Annotated in this window: 15 protein-coding genes; 11 read left to right on the forward strand and 4 right to left on the reverse strand. The window is 73.6% G+C overall.

The window, feature by feature from the left end; genetic code table 11:
* Positions 1–31: 31 nt before the first annotated feature.
* From B446_RS11390 to B446_RS11405, 4 genes are all read left to right on the forward strand, one after another.
* A complete protein-coding gene (locus B446_RS11390; protein ID WP_020939583.1) occupies positions 32–655 on the forward strand; it encodes a GntR family transcriptional regulator in 624 nt (207 codons plus the stop codon).
* A 281-nt stretch (positions 656–936) separates the two neighbouring features.
* Entirely contained in the window at positions 937–3,639 is a 2,703-nt protein-coding gene (gene aceE, locus B446_RS11395) for a pyruvate dehydrogenase (acetyl-transferring), homodimeric type (RefSeq protein WP_020939584.1), read from the forward strand.
* Positions 3,640–3,731: 92 nt separating this feature from the next.
* Entirely contained in the window at positions 3,732–4,706 is a 975-nt protein-coding gene (locus B446_RS11400) for a helix-turn-helix transcriptional regulator (RefSeq protein WP_020939585.1), read from the forward strand.
* A 56-nt stretch (positions 4,707–4,762) separates the two neighbouring features.
* Positions 4,763–5,281 carry a DUF4240 domain-containing protein gene (locus B446_RS11405; RefSeq protein ID WP_020939586.1) on the forward strand — a complete coding sequence of 173 codons (519 nt, stop codon included), beginning with the start codon at positions 4,763–4,765 and terminating at the stop codon, positions 5,279–5,281.
* Here B446_RS11405 and B446_RS39625 read toward each other — a convergent pair.
* Both B446_RS39625 and B446_RS11415 read right to left on the reverse strand, forming a co-directional pair.
* The gene (locus B446_RS39625) at positions 5,271–5,420 is read right to left on the reverse strand and encodes a hypothetical protein (protein WP_167543340.1); all 150 of its coding nucleotides are present in this window, start codon (positions 5,418–5,420) and stop codon (positions 5,271–5,273) included. The genes B446_RS11405 and B446_RS39625 overlap by 11 nt on opposite strands.
* Before the next feature lie 223 nt (positions 5,421–5,643).
* On the reverse strand, positions 5,644–6,489 hold the full coding sequence (locus tag B446_RS11415) for a peptidoglycan recognition protein (protein ID WP_020939588.1): 846 nt from the start codon (positions 6,487–6,489) through the stop codon (positions 5,644–5,646).
* Positions 6,490–6,687: 198 nt separating this feature from the next.
* Here B446_RS11415 and B446_RS11420 point away from each other — a divergent pair, with 198 nt between their 5' ends.
* On the forward strand, positions 6,688–7,881 hold the full coding sequence (locus tag B446_RS11420; RefSeq protein ID WP_020939589.1) for a MarP family serine protease: 1,194 nt from the start codon (positions 6,688–6,690) through the stop codon (positions 7,879–7,881).
* Positions 7,882–7,968: 87 nt separating this feature from the next.
* Here B446_RS11420 and B446_RS11425 read toward each other — a convergent pair whose 3' ends face one another.
* Positions 7,969–8,457, reverse strand: a complete 489-nt coding sequence (locus B446_RS11425) for a GNAT family N-acetyltransferase (protein ID WP_043478036.1) — start codon at positions 8,455–8,457, stop codon at positions 7,969–7,971.
* A gap of 42 nt (positions 8,458–8,499) precedes the next feature.
* Between B446_RS11425 and B446_RS11430 the strand changes: the two genes are divergently transcribed.
* Positions 8,500–9,396 carry a TIGR01777 family oxidoreductase gene (locus tag B446_RS11430; RefSeq protein ID WP_020939591.1) on the forward strand — a complete coding sequence of 299 codons (897 nt, stop codon included), beginning with the start codon at positions 8,500–8,502 and terminating at the stop codon, positions 9,394–9,396.
* A 149-nt stretch (positions 9,397–9,545) separates the two neighbouring features.
* Positions 9,546–10,910 (forward strand): NAD(P)/FAD-dependent oxidoreductase, encoded by a 1,365-nt coding sequence (locus tag B446_RS11435; protein ID WP_020939592.1) that lies wholly within the window; start codon positions 9,546–9,548, stop codon positions 10,908–10,910.
* A 416-nt stretch (positions 10,911–11,326) separates the two neighbouring features.
* On the opposite strand, the gene B446_RS11440 is transcribed toward B446_RS11435, so the two are convergent.
* Complete coding sequence (locus tag B446_RS11440) at positions 11,327–12,793, reverse strand: hypothetical protein (protein WP_020939593.1); 1,467 nt, start codon at positions 12,791–12,793, stop codon at positions 11,327–11,329.
* Positions 12,794–13,033: 240 nt separating this feature from the next.
* Here B446_RS11440 and lipB point away from each other — a divergent pair, with 240 nt between their 5' ends.
* The 4 genes from lipB (at position 13,034) to B446_RS11460 (ending at position 16,123) form a co-directional block, all read left to right on the forward strand.
* Positions 13,034–13,831: a lipoyl(octanoyl) transferase LipB gene (lipB, locus tag B446_RS11445; RefSeq protein ID WP_043475347.1), complete on the forward strand. Its 798-nt coding sequence runs from the start codon at positions 13,034–13,036 to the stop codon at positions 13,829–13,831.
* A gap of 107 nt (positions 13,832–13,938) precedes the next feature.
* The gene (gene lipA / locus B446_RS11450) at positions 13,939–14,904 is read left to right on the forward strand and encodes a lipoyl synthase (protein WP_020939595.1); all 966 of its coding nucleotides are present in this window, start codon (positions 13,939–13,941) and stop codon (positions 14,902–14,904) included.
* Between the two features lie 227 nt (positions 14,905–15,131).
* A complete protein-coding gene (locus B446_RS11455) occupies positions 15,132–15,329 on the forward strand; it encodes a hypothetical protein (RefSeq protein ID WP_020939596.1) in 198 nt (65 codons plus the stop codon).
* Positions 15,330–15,421: 92 nt separating this feature from the next.
* Positions 15,422–16,123 carry a DUF4191 domain-containing protein gene (locus B446_RS11460; RefSeq protein ID WP_020939597.1) on the forward strand — a complete coding sequence of 234 codons (702 nt, stop codon included), beginning with the start codon at positions 15,422–15,424 and terminating at the stop codon, positions 16,121–16,123.
* The last annotated feature ends 208 nt before the right edge of the window (positions 16,124–16,331 follow it).

The following is a 16,331-nucleotide window of genomic DNA, read 5'->3' on the forward strand; positions in this document are numbered from 1 at the left end:
CTAAACGTCAGCCCTTCCCGAAGGAGCCCCCATGACCGCGCCCGTCGTCCACTCGCTGCGCGAACAGATCCGCGAGCACATCGTGGAGGGAATCGTCAGCGGGCGCTGGCAGCCGGGTGAGCGGATCGTGGAGCGGCGGATCGCCACCGAGCTGGAGGTCAGCCAGACCCCGGTGCGCGAGGCGCTGCGCGAGCTGGAGTCGCTGCGGCTGATCGAGTCGGCCCCCAACAAGGGCGTCCGGGTGCGGAACCTGACCGCGGCCGACCTGGAGGAGAGCTACCCGGTCCGGGCGGGCCTGGAGGCCATCGCGGCGGAGCTGGCGGCGGAGCGCCTCGCCGAGGACTGCTCGGCCCTGGAGCCGCACGTCCTGGCCCTCTACGAGGCCGACCGCGCCGCCGACGGCACCGGCCAGGTGCGCCACACGGTGGGCTTCCACCGGGAGCTGGTGCGCGCGGCGGACAACTCGGTGCTCCTGCACACCTGGGAGGGCCTCGGCATCGAGGTCTTCACGGCCCTGTCCATCCGCTGGCTGGGCACGGTCCAGCAGTCGTACGCGGAGGAGCACGAGGAGCTGGTGCAGGCTTTCAAGCGCCGGGACCCGCGGATCCCGGAGCTGGTGAAGGCGCATGTGCTGGGCTGCGCCCCGCGTCCCTGACGCGCCCGGGCACCCTTGGCACGCAGCCGAGCAGACCAGCGCTCACCTGCGGAAACCCTGATCGAACACGACACCGGGTGCCCATGTCGAAGGCACCCGGTGCCGACTTTCTCGAAATCAAGAGGTTTTCGACCTCAACCCTTTGATCGATCATCGATCAGGGAGTTACAGTCTCCGACGGACTTCCACCGAAGTCTCCCTGCCCTGTCCTGCCAAAGACCTAGGGCACCCCCGAACCCTTGACGATGAGGGAACCCCCTTCGACTGAGGAAGGCGGCGACATGACCGACCCCAACGCCATCCAGCCGAGCGCGCTCGACCAGCTCCCGGACCGCGACCCGGAGGAGACCGCCGAATGGCAGGCCTCCCTGGACGCCGTCGCGCGGGAGGCCGGGCCGCACCGCGCCGCGTACCTGATGCGGCGCACGCTGGAACGCGCCGAGGCGGGCGGCATCGCGCTGCCGAAGCTCCTCGAGACCGACTACGTCAACACCATCCCCACCTCCGCGGAGCCGGGCCTGCCCGGTGACCCGGAGATGGAGGCCCGGATCACCGCCTGGAACCGCTGGAACGCGGCCGCCATGGTGACCCGCGGTGCCAAGCACGGCGTCGGCGGCCACATCGCCACCTTCGCCTCCGCCGCCTGGCTGTACGAGACCGGCTTCAACCACTTCTTCAAGGGCAAGGAGGGCGACGGCTCCGGCGACCAGCTGTACATCCAGGGCCACGCCTCCCCCGGCATCTACGCCCGCGCCTTCCTCGACGGCCGCCTGAACGAGGCGCACCTGGACAACTTCCGCCAGGAGGCCGGCGGCAACGGCCTGCCGTCGTACCCGCACCCGCGCCGGCTGCCCTGGCTCTGGGAGTTCCCGACCGTCTCCATGGGCCTCGGCCCGCTGTCGGCGATCTACCAGGCGCGCTTCAACCGCTACCTCACCAGCCGCGGCATCAAGGACGTCTCCGCCTCGCACGTGTGGGCCTTCCTCGGCGACGGCGAGATGGACGAGCCGGAGTCGACGGCGGCCATCGCACTGGCCGCGCGTGAGGAACTGGACAACCTCACGTTCGTCATCAACTGCAACCTGCAGCGCCTCGACGGCCCGGTCCGCGCCAACTTCAAGATCGTGCAGGAGCTGGAGGCCCAGTTCCGCGGCGCCGGCTGGAACGTCGTCAAGACGCTGTGGGGCACCGCCTGGGACGAGCTGTTCCAGCTCGACACCACCGGCGCGCTCGTACGCCGGCTGCGCGAGGTACCGGACGCCCAGGTCCAGACGTACCAGACGCGCAGCGCCGCCTACATCCGCGAGGACTTCTTCGGCAAGGACCCGGCGCTCGCCGAGATGGCGAAGCTGCTGAGCGACGACAAGATCCTCGAGTGCTTCCACCTCTCGCGCGGCGGTCACGAGGCCCGCAAGGTCTACGCCGCGTACAAGGCCGCCGTCGAGCACAAGGGCGCGCCGACCGTGATCCTGGCCCAGACGGTCAAGGGCCACACCCTCGGCGAGGGCTTCGCGTCGAAGAACGCCAACCACCAGATGAAGAAGCTCTCGGTGGACGAGTTCAAGGCGATGCGCGACCTGCTCGGCCTGCCGATCAAGGACAGCGACTTCACCGACGGCGTGGTGCCCTACGGTCACCCGGGCGCCGACTCCCCCGAGGTCCGCTACCTCCAGGAGCGCCGCGCGGCCCTCGGCGGCCCGGCCCCGGCCCGCCGCACCCACGCGCTGGCCCCGCTGCCCGCCCCCGCGGAGAAGGCGTTCGCCTCCTTCGACAAGGGCTCCGGCTCGCAGAACGTGGCCACCACCATGGCCTTCGTCCGTCTGGTCAAGGACCTGGTCCGCGACAAGGAGACGGGCAGGCGCTGGGTGCCGATCGTCCCCGACGAGGCGCGCACCTTCGGCATGGAGAGCCTCTTCCCGTCCCTGGGCATCTACTCCCCCAAGGGCCAGACGTACGAGCCGGTCGACCGCGACCAGCTCATGTACTACAAGGAGGCCAAGAACGGCCAGATCCTCAACGAGGGGATCACCGAGGCCGGTTCCATGGCCGACTTCATCGCCGCGTCCACCGCGTACGCGACGCACGGCGAGGCGATGATCCCGTTCTACATCTTCTACTCGATGTTCGGCTGGCAGCGCACGGCCGACCAGATGTGGCAGCTCGGCGACCAGCTCGGCCGCGGCTTCCTCGTCGGCGCGACGGCCGGCCGCACGACCCTGACGGGCGAGGGCCTCCAGCACGCCGACGGCCACTCCCCGGTGATCGCGGCCACCAACCCGGCGGCGCTGTCGTACGACCCCGCGTTCGCCTACGAGATCGCGGTGATCGTCCGCGAGGGTCTGCGCCGGATGTACGGCGAGGCCAAGCCGGGCGAGGACCAGAACGTCTTCTACTACCTGACGGTCTACAACGAGCCGATGCCGCAGCCCGCGAAGCCGCAGGGCCTCGGCATCGACGAGGGCATCGTCAAGGGGCTGTACCGCTTCAACACGGCGGAGTCCGCGGGCGTGACCGTCCCGGCCAACGCCCCGCGCATCCAGTTGCTGGGCTCCGGCACGGCGATCCACTGGACCCTTGAGGCGCAGCGCATGCTCGCCGACGAGTGGGGCGTGGCCGCCGACGTCTGGTCCGCCACCTCGTGGACGGAGCTGCGCCGCGACGCGCTCGAGGCCGACGCGGCCCTGCTGCGCGGCGAGGAGCGGCTGCCGTACGTCCGCCAGGCCCTGACCGGTGCCGAGGGCCCGGTCCTCGCGGTCTCCGACTACATGCGCCAGGTCCCGGACCAGATCGCGCAGTGGGTCGAGCAGGAGTGGTCGTCGCTGGGCGCCGACGGCTTCGGTCTGTCGGACACCCGTGAGGCCGCCCGCCGCCACTTCGGCGTCGACGCCCCGTCGATCGTCGTCGCGGCCCTGGCCCAGCTCGCCAAGCGCGGCGAGGTCAAGGCGACGGCGGTGAAGGAAGCCCGGGAGAAGTACGGGCTGTAGTCACACCTGGTTCCGCAGAAGGGGTACGGCCGATGCCGTACCCCTTCTGCCGTCCCCCGTGCGCTGTCAGTGGCCCCCGGCATCATGAGGGCATGCGTGCCGCCCGGCTCATCAAGATGGTGCTCCTGCTCCAGTCCCGGCCCTCCATGACCGCCGCCGAGCTGGCCCGGGAGCTGGAGGTGTCGGAGCGCACGGTCACCCGGGACGCGCAGGCCCTGTCGGAGGCGGGGGTGCCGGTCTACGCCGACCGGGGGCGGGCCGGCGGGTACCGGCTGGTCGGCGGGTACCGGACCCGGCTGACCGGGCTGGCCCGGAGCGAGGCGGAGGCGCTGTTCCTGAGCGGGGTGCCGGGGGCGCTGCGGGAGATGGGCCTTCAGGACGCGGCCTCGGCGGCCCGGCTCAAGGTCGCCGCCGCCCTGCTGCCGTCCCTGCGGGACGCCCCGGACAGCGCCGCCCGGCGGTTCCACCTGGACGCGCCCGCGTGGTTCCGGGAGCCGAGGACGCCCCCTCTGCTGCCGGTGATCGCCGAGGCGGTCTGGGCGGACCGGCGGATCGCCGCCGTCTACCGGCGAGGGGACACGACCGTCGAGCGGGAGCTGGAGCCGTACGGGCTCGTGCTGAAGGCGGGCGTCTGGTACCTGTGCGCGCGGGTGCCCGGGGGCGGTGCCTTCCGTACGTACCGGATGGACCGCTTCGACGCCGTCGAGGCCCATGAGGAGCGGTTCGCCCGTGACCCGGACTTCGACCTGCCCGCGCACTGGGCGGCGCAGGCCGAGCGGTTCGCCCGGTCGATCCTGCGCGCCGAGGTCGTCGTACGGCTGTCCCCGGCCGCGGTGCGCGGGCTGCCGCGGGTGGTCGATCCGCTCTCCGCGCGGGAGGCGCTGGCCGGCGCGGGGGAGCCGGACCGGGACGGGTGGGTCACCGTGACCCTGCCGGTGGAGTCGGAGGAGGTGGCGCACGACCAGCTGACGGCCCTCGGGCCCGAGGCCGAGGTGCTCGCGCCGCGCGGTCTGCGGGAGCGGTTCGCGCGCGACGCCGTGCGGCTCGCCGCGCTGTACGGGACATAACGATCCGCCGCACTCCACGTGCGCCCCACCGGCTCAGGCCCGATGCTGGTGGCGTGATGGACGAGACGGAGTTCTGGGAGCTGATCGACGCCACCCGCGAGGCCGCCGAAGGCGACCCTGAGGAGCAGGCCGACCTGCTTCTGGACCGGCTGCTCCAGCTCGACCCGGACATGGTCCTGGACTTCGCCCGTCACTTCGAGGCCCGGTACAACCGCGCCTACCGCTGGGACCTGTGGGGTGCCGCCTGGGTGCTGCTGGACGGGGCGAGCGACGACGCGTTCGACTACTTCCGGTGCTGGCTGATCGGCCAGGGGCGGGAGGTCTTCGAGGGCGGGCTGCACGCCCCGGACACCCTGGCCGACCTGCTCGGCGACTTCGACGAGGAGATCGACGGCGACGGCGAGGAGCTGGGCTACGCGGCGGACGAGGCGTACGAGCAGCTCACCGGCACCGTCGCCCCGGACCTGGGGATCGAGCCGGCGCCCGCGGAACCGGAGGGCACACCCGTCGACTTCGAGCGGGAGGCCGTCCTCGCCGAGCTGTACCCGAAGCTGTGGGACCGCTTCAGGGGCTGACGGCGCCTTCGTGCGTCCCGCGCTGCGGGGCGGGCCGGGGCGGCGCCGCGTTGGCCCGGTCGAGCGCGGACGCGGTCGCCGCGGCCGGTCCGAGCACGACGGCGGCCACGACGCAGGCGACCGTCCACGGGCGGCGCACCGCCCGCGTCCACGACGGGTCCCGCGGCGCCCGCCGCCGCGACCGCTCCGACGGCTCCGACGGTTCCGACGGCTCGGACCCATCGACCCGCCGCTGCGTCCGCTCCTCCCGCCGCTGCGTCCGCTCGTCTCGCCGCTGCGTCCGGCCGGTCATCGTCTCCCCGCCTCCCGTCGGCGCGCCCCCGGGGCGCGGTGCTCGATGCCCCGACGGTAGGGCGGCGGCCTCAGGGGGACCGGTGAGCCGCCTGTGCCGTGGCTGTGGAGGTCCGGCCCTGGAGGCGCGCGGCCGTGTCCCGGATCTGCGGGAGCCGGGCGCTCAGGGCGGCGCCCGGGCAGCTGGTCGGGTAGCCGTCGGTGTGGCCGGACACGGCGGGCAGCACGACGGTGCTGCCCGCCCGGTAGCGGCTCTGGCCGCTGCTGGAGACCAGGTGGACGTGGTCGCGCGGGTCGATGCCGGCGAGGCCGAGCTTCCAGGCGGCGAGGGCGGCGATCGCGTCCGTCATGGCCTTGGGGACGGTGGCGCCCGCGGTGAAGGTGCCGAGGGCGGCGATGCCGGCGGTGCGGTGGTTGAAGCCCTGGGTGTGGGCGCCGGTGACGGGCCGGTCGACACCTCCGGCGCGGCCCTCGTAGATGGTGCCGCAGCGGTCGACGAGGAAGTTGTAGCCGATGTCGTCCCAGCGGCGGTGGCCGGTCTGCCCGGCGTACAGACCGCGGATGATGCGGGGCACGTCGGCGCAGTCGTACTGGCTGGGCGAGTCGGTGTGGTGGACGAAGACGGCCACGACCCGGTCGTCGTAGCGCGGGGGCGGCGGGGTGCGCGGGGCGGTGGCGCGGTCCAGCCAGGCGGAGCGCGGCACGATGAGCGGCCGTCCGGCGGTGTGGTCCGCGCCGGGATGCACCCCGGCCGGTCCCAGGGGGACGGCGACGGGGCGCTCGACGCCGCGGGCGCTCAGGGTCAGGGCGAGGACGGCGGTCAGGCCGGGCAGGAGTCCCAGGGCGACCAGGGCGCCGCCGGGGACCCGCCCGGTCCGCCGTTCCCGTGGCGCCCGCGCTCTTCGGAAGGCACGCATGGTGTCACTGTCGGGCCGCCCGGGGCCGCTCGCGATGTGCGCTCTGCCACCTGGCGGAACCATCGTCCCGGTGCAGGACGTTTCTGGGGGTATACCCGAACGTGGCCGGTTCGCCGTCCGGGGTCGTGCACGCCCTCGCGTGACTGATCACCGGGCCCGTCCCGCCCGTATTAGGGGGTCCGAGAGAAAGGCGGCTCCGTGGACCTGCTCGACCTGGTGCTCGTGCTGGTGATCGTCGGCTACGCGGCCTCCGGTTACCGGCGTGGGCTGGTGGCCGGATGTGTGTCGCTGGCCGGGTTCGTGGGCGGTGCGGTCGTCGGCGTGTGGGCGCTGCCGTGGGTGACCGGTCTGGTGGCGCGCGGGTCGGCCGAGGCGACCGTGCTCGCCGTGCTGACGGTGCTGCTGCCGGGCATGGTGGGGCACGAGCTGGCGGGCCGGCTGGCGCTGCGGCTGCGCCGGGAGCTGGCCCGGGAGGGCCGGGGTCCGCTGCGGGTGGCGGACGGCATAGGGGGCGCGGCGGCCAACACGGTGGCCGTGCTGATCGTGGCGTGGGTCGCGGCGAGTGTGCTGGGCGCGTCCTCGTCGCAGACGCTGACGACGGCGATCCGTGGTTCGGCGCTGCTGGGCGCGGTGCAGCAGACGATGCCGGAGACCACGCCGGTGTGGTTCTCGCGGGCCACCTCCGCGCTGACGGAGGCGGGTTTCCCGCAGGTCTTCAACCCGTTCGAGAACGAGTCGACGGCCCGGGTGGCGCGGCCCAGCGGCGACAGTGTCACGCCCGCCGCGACCGAGGCGGCCAGGCGGAGCACGGTGAAGATCGAGGGCGCCTCCGGCACCGAGGGCCGGGAGGGCAGCGGCTTCGTGTTCACGCCGCGGCACGTGATGACGAACGCGCACGTGGTGGCGGGCATCGCCCGGCCGACCGTGCGGGTGGGCGGGGTCGGCCCCGAGTACGCGGCCCGGGTGGTGCTCTTCGACCCGGACCGGGACGTGGCGGTGCTGTACGTGCCCGGACTGCGCGCCCCGGTGCTGCGGTTCGACCGGGGGGCGGCGCACGGCGACTCGGCGGTGGTCGCGGGCTATCCGCAGGACGGCGGCCTGAACCTCCAGGCGGCGACGGTGGCGAACCGGATCCGGGCGACGGGCCGGAACATCTACGGCGACAGCACGGTCACCCGGGAGATCTACTCGATCCGCTCGACGGTGCTGCCGGGCAACTCCGGCGGCCCGCTGCTGACCACGGACGGCCGGGTGTTCGGGGTGGTCTTCGCCCGCTCGACGTCGGACACCGAGACGGGCTACGTCCTGACGGCGGACGAGGTGGCGGGCGACGCCGGGCGGGCGGCCTCGGCGACGGTCCCGGTCGACACGGGCCGGCTGATCACGTCGTAGGACCCGGTGCCGGACCCGGGCCCGGTGCCGGTGGCGGTCCCGGTGCCGGTGGCGGTCCCGGTGCCGGTGGCGGCGGAGCCGCGGGGCTCAGAGGAAGCGGCCCATGGCCACGTCGTCGACGTACTCGCCGTCGAGCAGGAACTCCTCCGGCTGCACGCCCTCGACCACGAAGCCCTCGGACTCGTACAGGGCCCGTGCGGGGGCGTTGTGCCCGAGCACGCGCAGGGTGAGGCGGCGCGCGCCGCGCTGCCGCGCCTCCTCGATCGCGGCCCGGACCAGCGCCCGGCCGACGCCCGTGCCCCGGACCTCGTCGGAGACCACCAGGCCCTGGATCTGGCGCACGTGGGCGTTGGCGGCCAGCGCGGTGGCGCGCACGAGGCGGATGTAGCCGACGATCCGCCGGTCGAGTTCGGCGACCAGGTAGTCGTGCGGCCGGTGGCGCTCGTCGAAGAACGGCGGGTACGGCGGCACCGGCGCCGGCTGCACGGAGTGCAGGACGGACCAGGTGGTCCGGTCGAGCACGGCGAGTTGCTCCTCGTCGGCGGGCAGGGCCGGGCGTATGGACGGTTCGGACATGACGGCCACCTTAGGCCGTGTCCGCGGGGTAAGGATGACCTCATGGAACCTTCGCGAATCGCGGTGGCCGGCGCGTCCGGTCTGATCGGCAGCGCCCTGGTACGGTCCCTGGCCGCGGACGGGCACGAGGTGGTGCGCCTGGTGCGCCGCGCGCCCCGGGGGGCGGACGAGGTCCGCTGGGACCCGGAACGGCAGCAGGTGGACGCGGCGGGGCTGGTCGGCTGTGACGCGGTGGTCAATCTCGCCGGGGCGGGCATCGGGGACCGGCGCTGGACGCCCGAGTACAAGCGGCTGGTCCGGGACAGCAGGGTGCTCGGCACGGCCGCCCTGGCGGAGGCGGTGGCCTCGCTGGACACACCGCCGCGGGTCTTCGTGAACGGCAGCGCGATGGGCGTCTACGGCGACACCGGCGACCGGGCCGTGGACGAGGACGCGCCGCCGGGGGACGGTTTTCTGCCGTCGCTCTGCGTGGAGTGGGAGGAGGCGACGGTGCCGGTGCAGGAGGCGGGCGTGCGGACGGTGCTGCTGCGCACGGGGCTGGTCGTGGCCCGGGACGGCGGGGCCTGGGGCAAGCTGTTCCCGCTGTTCAAGGCCGGGCTCGGGGGCCGGATGGGCGACGGGCGGCAGTACTGGTCGTACATCGCGCTGCACGACGAGGTCGCCGCGATCCGGCATCTGATCGACCATGACACGCTGTCCGGGCCGTTCAACCTGACGGCGCCCCGGCCGCTGACGAACCGTGAGGTCACCGAGGCGATGGGGCGCGTGCTGCGGCGGCCGACGCTGTTCACCGTCCCGGCGCCCGTGCTGCGGTCGGTGCTGGGTGAGATGGCCGGGGAGGTGCTGGGCAGTGCGCGGGTGGTGCCCAAGCGGCTGCTGGAGTCGGGGTTCGCGTTCGCGTTCCCTGAGGTCGACGACGCGATCCGTGCTGCCTTGTGACCGTATGCGACCGTCGTGCGACTGTGCTCTGTCGATGCGCGACTGTTCCTGACCGAGAGCGAACCTACCCTCGACCCGAACTCGGGTATTCCCGAGGCCAGTTGGGGGCATGACGTCTCCACCGGCCGCGCAACCACAGGAGGGGCCTCGTGCTTGAGCCCGCGTACCAGGTGGACGTCGTCATCGTGGGAGCCGGGATCGCCGGACTCTCGGCGGCTCACCGGCTCACCAGCGCAGGAGTATCGACCGCAGTCCTGGAGGCCGCCCCCTGGGTGGGCGGCCGCATGTCGACGGAGAAGGTGGACGGCTTCCGCCTCGACCGCATCGGGCAGTTGCTGTCCACGTCCAGTCCCGAGTTGCGCCTCACCCCGGGGCTCGGTTCGCTCGCCCTGCGCCGCTTCGCGCCGGGCGTCCTGCTCCACCGCGACGGGCGCACCCACCGGGCCGGCGCACCGGCGGCCACGGGGAGCGCGAGGGGCGCACTTCATGTGGTGCGCGCCCTGGCGAGCGCCCCTAGGGGCTCGTCGGCCGTGCCGGGACGGGCCGGCGCGCCGGTCGGCGGCGCCGTCGACCAGGCCCGGCTCGGCACCGCCCTGGGCCGGATCGCCGCCACGCCGGTCGAGCGCCTGCTGACCCGCCCCGAACTGCCCGCCGCGCAGGCCCTCGCGGCCCGCGGGGTGCCCGCCCGGACCGTCGACGGCTTCCTGCGCCCGCTGCTCGCCACCCTGCTCTGCGACCCGGACCTGACCACCTCCAGCAGGTGCGCCGACCTCGCGCTGCACTCCTTCGCGAGCGGGCGGCTGTGCGTGCCGGAGGGCGGTGCGGAGGCGGTGCCGGAGGTGCTGGCCCGGACGCTGCCCCCGGGCACCGTGCACACCGGGGTGCGGGTCACCTCGGTGTCCACGACGGCGGTGACCACGGCCGAGCACGGGGTGATCCGCTGCCGCGCGGCGCTGCTGGCGACCGACGCGCGCGCCGCGGCCGAGCTGCTGCCGGGGCTGCGGGTGCCGGACTTCCACCCGGTGACGGTGGTCCACCACACCACGGACGACCCGGCGCCGGTCCTCGCGACGGGCACCTCGCTGCTGCTGGACGCCGACCGCGGCGGGCCGGTGGCGCACACGGCGGTGCTCAGCAGCGTCGACCCGAGCCGGGCACCGGCCGGCCGGGTGCTGATCTCGTCGACGGTGCTGGGCACGCCGCCCGACGCCGTCGACACCGCCGTCCGCATCCACCTGGCCCGGCTCTACGGCACGCCGACCCGACGCTGGGAGACGCTGGCGGTGCATCACACCCCGGAGGCGGTACCGGCGATGCGCCCACCGCACGACCTGCGCCGCCCGGTGCGCCTGCTGGCCGGCCTGTACGTCTGCGGCGACCACCGCGACACCAGCACCGTCCAGGGCGCCCTGCACTCCGCCCACCGGGCCGCGTCGGCGATCCTGACGGACCTGGGCGCGGCGGGCTCCCTGCACCGCGCGGACCCGACAGCCACGCTGCCCCGCGCGGCGTAGCCCAGGCCGGCACACGCCCCGCTCCCCCGCCGGACCACGGCGCGGCGGGCTCCTCGCCCCCGCGCCGCCCAGGCCGGCCCTGCCGGACCGCGGCCCGCACCCCAGCCGCTCAGCCCGACCCGGCGTCCCGCTCCCGCCCCGACCATCCCCGCCGGACCACGGCGCGGCGGGCTCTCCGCTCCCGGCAGACCGCCGGCCACCATGCCCCGCGCCACCCGGCCCTGCCGGACCGCGACCCGCACCCAGGCCGCTCAGCCCAGCACCGCGCCCCGCGCCCCGCGCCCCGCTCCCGCGTCGGCAAACCCGGCGCCGCGGGGCTCCCATCGGGGCGCGGCGAGCTTCCTGCCCCCGGCAGGGCCGGCGGCCGCCGAGAGGCCGCCGGGCCGTGACCGGGCACGCCGGCCCCCCCCGGACGGTCAGCCCAGTGCCGCGACGCGCTCCCGGTAGCCACGGGCCGGTGGGGCGTCCTTGTAGGGCTCCAGGCGGCGTTCGAAGTCCCTCACGTACTCGATCGCGCGGGCGGAGCGCATCTCCGCCGCCTGGCCGGCGGCCTCGGCGGCCAGAGCGCAGGCCTGGTCGAGTTCGCCGAGGCCGAGCCGGGCGGTGGCGAGGACGACCCGGCAGAAGAGGCGGCTGCGGGCATAGGACGGCGCGCGCAGCTGCAGTGAGCGTTCGGCGTGCTGCGCGGCCGCCCGGAACTGGTGGAGGTCGCGGTGGCAGTGCCCGAACTCGTCGGCGAGCTGCGCCTCGTCGAAGAACCGGGCCCAGTGCGGCACCTCGTCCCCGGGCCGGGCCGCCTCCAGGGCGCGCTCGGCCCGTACCAGCGCACCGGTGCACGCCCGCACCTCCCCCAGCACCCCGTGCGCGCGCGCCTCGGAGGCGTGCAGCAGCGCCTGTACCACCGGGGGCGCGCCGGTGCCCACCCCCTGCTGGGCCACCCGGGCGAGCTGTACCGCCTCCCGCCCGTGCCCGAGGTAGACGGCCTGGCGGCTCATGGTGACCAGGACGTAGGAGCCGTAGGAGCGGTCACCGGCCGCCTGGGCGAGCCGCAGGGCCTGGACGAAGTAGCGCTGGGCGAGCCCGTGCGCCGCGATGTCGTACGACGTCCAGCCCGCGAGCCGGGTGAGGTCGGCCGCCGCGGCGAACAGCCGGCGGCCGGTCTGCTCGTCGTAACTGCCGCGCAGCATCGGCTCGCACTCGTGCTCCAGGTACCGCACGAGGGCCTGCCGGGCGTGCCCGCCGCCGTAGGCGTCGTCGAGGGTGCGGAACAGCTCGCCGACCGAGCGCAGCGCGGCGATGTCGCCGCCGGAGACCTTGTGCCCGGGGGCCCGTGCGGTCGTGCCGCGCGGCCGGGGCGGGGCCGGCACGGTCTCCGGGCGGTCCTTGGGCGCGCCGGGGCGGCCCTGGGCGGGCACCCGGAGCACCGGCTCGCGGGCCACCCGGTCGTCGGCCTTGCCGATCAGCCAGTCCCGGCTGGGCACGACGAGCCCGGCCGGGGTGAAGGCGATCTTGCGCAGCTCGGCGTGGCTGCCCGAGTCCTTGCGCCAGAGCCCGCTGACGATGTCGACGGCCTCCTCGGGGGTGGCCGCGAACTCCAGCCCGGCGTACACCGGGGCGCAGGCGTCCAGGCCGAGGTCCTGGGCGGTGAGCCGGCGCCCGAGCCGGCGGGTGAACACCTCGGCGATCAGGGCCGGCGTCGTGCCCCGGGGCTGCTGCCCACGCAGCCAGCGGGTGACCGACGTCTTGTCGTATCTGAGGTCCAGCCCGTGCTCCAGACCGAGCTGGTCGACGCGTCGGGCCAGACCCGCGTTGGAGAACCCCGCCTCTGCGATGAGCGCGGCGAGCTGGCGGTTGGGGGTGCGCTGCGCGGGTCGGTCCGTCATCTGCGGTGCGGTCTCCTGCCTTCCGGGCTTCTGAAGTGCCGGGATTGCCTGTGAGCAGCCGATTTGGCCTCTCGAACGGCGCGAATGTAGCGGAGAGTGAGCAGCTGATCGCACTCTTCCCCAGGCATTCATCCGATCGTGTGAGGATTGCCCCCAGGGCTGACGCGTGACGGCCGGACGTACAGTGGCGTGGGCGCGTTACAGGCCTGACACACCGGTCCGCTGAGGGAGGCGCTTGCCGTGAGTGAGTTGCGGTTCGTCCGCATGGGGTTCGGCGCGGATGCCGTCGATTACCAGGAGGCGTGGGACGAGCAGCGCCGGGTGCACGCGGCCCGGTTCGCGGACGAGATCCCGGACACCGTGCTGCTGCTGGAGCACCCCCCGGTGTACACGGCCGGCCGGCGCACCGACGACAGCGAGCGCCCGCTGGACGGCACCCCGGTCATCGACGTGGACCGCGGCGGCAAGATCACCTGGCACGGCCCCGGCCAGCTCGTGGGCTACCCGATCCAGAAGCTCCCGCGACCGGTGGACGTGGTCGCGCACGTACGGCGCCTGGAGGAGGCCCTGATCCGCACCTGCGCCGAGTACGGCGTGGAGACCACCCGGATCGAGGGCCGCAGCGGGGTGTGGGTGCTCGGCGACCCGGTCGAGCGGCGGCCCGCGCTCGGCGGCCTCTCCCTCGACTTCGACCCGCGGATCGCCGACGAGGAGTTCGACCCGCGGCTGAACGGTCCTCAGTACGCGCCCTCCAACGCCGGCCAGCGCCGCGAGGACCGCAAGATCGCCGCGATCGGCATCCGGGTCGCCAAGGGTGTCACCATGCACGGGTTCTCCTTCAACGTGAACCCGGACAACCGGTGGTTCGACCGCATCATCCCGTGCGGCATCCGGGACGCGGGCGTGGCCTCGCTGGCGGCCGAACTGGGCCGCGACATCACGATCGAGGAGGTCCTGCCGGTGGTGGAACGCCACCTGCGCGACATCCTGGAGAACGCGGAGCTCAAGCCGCGGGTGATCGAGAAGGCTTCCGCCTGATCGAGGGAATGCACCCTGCGACCGTGAGGTTGGCCTCACCGGCAGGGCCCCATCCATACGGGCGTACCCTGGTGTACGCCGACGAATCGAAGCTACAGGGAGCCGACGTGTCCGCAGTCGCACCCGACGGACGCAAGATGCTGCGCCTGGAGGTCCGCAACAGCCAGACCCCCATCGAGCGCAAGCCCGAGTGGATCAAGACCCGGGCGAAAATGGGTCCCGAGTACACGAAGATGCAGAACCTCGTGAAGAGCGAGGGCCTGCACACGGTCTGCCAGGAAGCCGGCTGCCCGAACATCTACGAGTGCTGGGAGGACCGCGAGGCGACCTTCCTCATCGGCGGCGACCAGTGCACCCGGCGCTGCGACTTCTGCCAGATCGACACCGGCAAGCCCGAGGCGCTCGACCGCGACGAGCCGCGCCGCGTGGGCGAGTCCGTGGTCACCATGGACCTGAACTACGCCACCATCACCGGCGTCGCCCGCGACGACCTGGAGGACGGCGGCGCCTGGCTCTACGCCGAGACCGTGCGCCAGATCCACGCGCAGACGGCGGACCGCGAGGCCGGCCGGACCAAGGTCGAGCTGCTGGCCCCCGACTTCAACGCGGTCCCCGAGCAGCTCGCGGAGGTCTTCTCCGCCCGCCCCGAGGTGTTCGCGCACAACGTCGAGACGGTCCCGCGGATCTTCAAGCGGATCCGCCCCGGTTTCCGCTACGAGCGCTCGCTGAAGGTCATCACCGAGGCCCGCGACTTCGGCCTGGTGACCAAGTCAAACCTGATCCTCGGCATGGGCGAGACCCGCGAGGAGGTGAGCGAGGCGCTGCGGCAGCTGCACGAGGCCGGCTGTGAGCTGATCACCATCACCCAGTACCTGCGCCCCTCCGTCCGGCACCACCCGGTGGAGCGCTGGGTCAAGCCGCACGAGTTCGTGGAGCTGAAGGAGGAGGCCGAGCAGATCGGCTTCTCCGGTGTGATGTCCGGTCCCCTGGTCCGTTCCTCGTACCGCGCCGGCCGCCTCTACCAGATGGCCGTCGAGAAGCGCGGCTCCTACATCGCCACCCAGGCGGTGTGAGCCGAGCGTGTGAATTCACGCACAAGTAATTACTGGCCAGTAGTGGCCGAGTCGACGCGGTCCTGAACGTCCTCGCTGATGAGGGCGGCCGTCAGGGCCGCGTCGGCGTTGCGGGGGCCCGCATCGAGGCTTCATCCGCGTTTGACCGGTCGGTCACGCCCTGGTAACACCAAACAGTGACTCTGGTATCACACCCCGTAGACCCGATCCGAGGGGGGACCTCGATCATGCAGGCCGCGCCCGTCCGCGCCACCGCCATCCCGTCCTTCACCGACGCCCTGCGCGCCGTGGAGTCCCTGCTCATGAGCAGCGGCCAGCGCACCGCCCGCCGCAACGCCTGGACCTCCGTGCTGGAGGACCGTCGCCGCGCCAAGGACCGGGTGGAGGCCCAGCGCTTCCTGGAGCAGGCCACCGGCCGCCCCTGACCCTCCCGGCCCCCGGCCCCCGGGCCGTCCCCGCCGTACGGCACCGGACACTGCCGTCGTGGGCACTCCCGGAGCCACGTAGACTTCGTGGCATGGCGAGGAAGGAAACCGCGGCGGACGCCGCGAACGCAGGGCGACTGAAGCAGATCGCCCTCACGTACAAGATGACCCGCAAGGCCGACAAGAAGATCGGTCTTGTACTCGCGGCCGTCGGCCTCGGCACCCTCGGTGTGTTCCTCGCGATCGGCTTCCTGATCGGCCACCCGGTCTATCTCGGCATCCTGGGCCTGCTGCTCGGCGTCCTCGCGACGGCGATCGTCTTCGGCCGCAGGGCCGAGCGGGCCGCCTTCGGCCAGATGGAGGGCCAGCCGGGCGCTGCCGCCGCCGTGCTGGACAACATCGGCCGCGGCTGGACGACCACTCCGGCGGTGGCGATGAACCGCAGCCAGGACGTGGTGCACCGCGCGGTCGGCAAGGCCGGCATCGTGCTGGTCGCCGAGGGCAACCCGAACCGGGTGAAGAGCCTGCTGGCCGCCGAGAAGAAGAAGATGAACCGCATCGTGGCGGACGTGCCGGTGCACGACGTGATCGTCGGCAACGGCGAGGGCCAGGTCTCGCTGAAGAAGCTGCGCACGACCATGCTGAAGTACCCGCGGGTGCTGACCGGCGCCCAGGTGACCGCCACCAACGACCGACTGCGCGCCCTGGGCGACCTCATGAGCAACATGCCGCTGCCGAAGGGCCCGATGCCCAAGGGCATGCGGATGCCCAGGGGCGGCCCGAAGGCCCGCTAGTCCCCCTCGTCGAGAAAGGGGCCGCCCGGAGCGATCCGGGCGGCCCCTTCGTCGTACGCGGTCCGTGCGCGCCGTACGCCGTGGCGAGCGGCGGCGTACGGCCGTGTCCCGCGTGGTGAACAGCGGGAGCGGCCGGGTCCGCCGTGGCGAGCGGCAGCGTGCGGGAGCCCGCCGGCGGACGGCGAGTCCGGACAGGTCCGCCGTGGCG

It is taken from the genome of Streptomyces collinus Tu 365 (genome assembly GCF_000444875.1).
Lineage (GTDB): Bacteria > Actinomycetota > Actinomycetes > Streptomycetales > Streptomycetaceae > Streptomyces > Streptomyces collinus_A.

Bases quoted from the DNA above. Each gene is read 5' to 3' on its own strand.
- B446_RS11400 (WP_020939585.1), top strand. From the start codon at position 3,732: ATGCGTGCCGCCCGGCTCATCAAGATGGTGCTCCTGCTCCAGTCCCGG.
- B446_RS11440 (WP_020939593.1), bottom strand. From the start codon at position 12,793: ATGACGGACCGACCCGCGCAGCGCACCCCCAACCGCCAGCTCGCCGCG.
- B446_RS11415 (WP_020939588.1), bottom strand. From the start codon at position 6,489: ATGCGTGCCTTCCGAAGAGCGCGGGCGCCACGGGAACGGCGGACCGGG.
- aceE (WP_020939584.1), top strand. From the start codon at position 937: ATGACCGACCCCAACGCCATCCAGCCGAGCGCGCTCGACCAGCTCCCG.
- B446_RS11405 (WP_020939586.1), top strand. From the start codon at position 4,763: ATGGACGAGACGGAGTTCTGGGAGCTGATCGACGCCACCCGCGAGGCC.
- B446_RS11460 (WP_020939597.1), top strand. From the start codon at position 15,422: ATGGCGAGGAAGGAAACCGCGGCGGACGCCGCGAACGCAGGGCGACTG.
- B446_RS11455 (WP_020939596.1), top strand. From the start codon at position 15,132: ATGCAGGCCGCGCCCGTCCGCGCCACCGCCATCCCGTCCTTCACCGAC.
- B446_RS11390 (WP_020939583.1), top strand. From the start codon at position 32: ATGACCGCGCCCGTCGTCCACTCGCTGCGCGAACAGATCCGCGAGCAC.
- B446_RS11430 (WP_020939591.1), top strand. From the start codon at position 8,500: ATGGAACCTTCGCGAATCGCGGTGGCCGGCGCGTCCGGTCTGATCGGC.
- B446_RS11425 (WP_043478036.1), bottom strand. From the start codon at position 8,457: ATGTCCGAACCGTCCATACGCCCGGCCCTGCCCGCCGACGAGGAGCAA.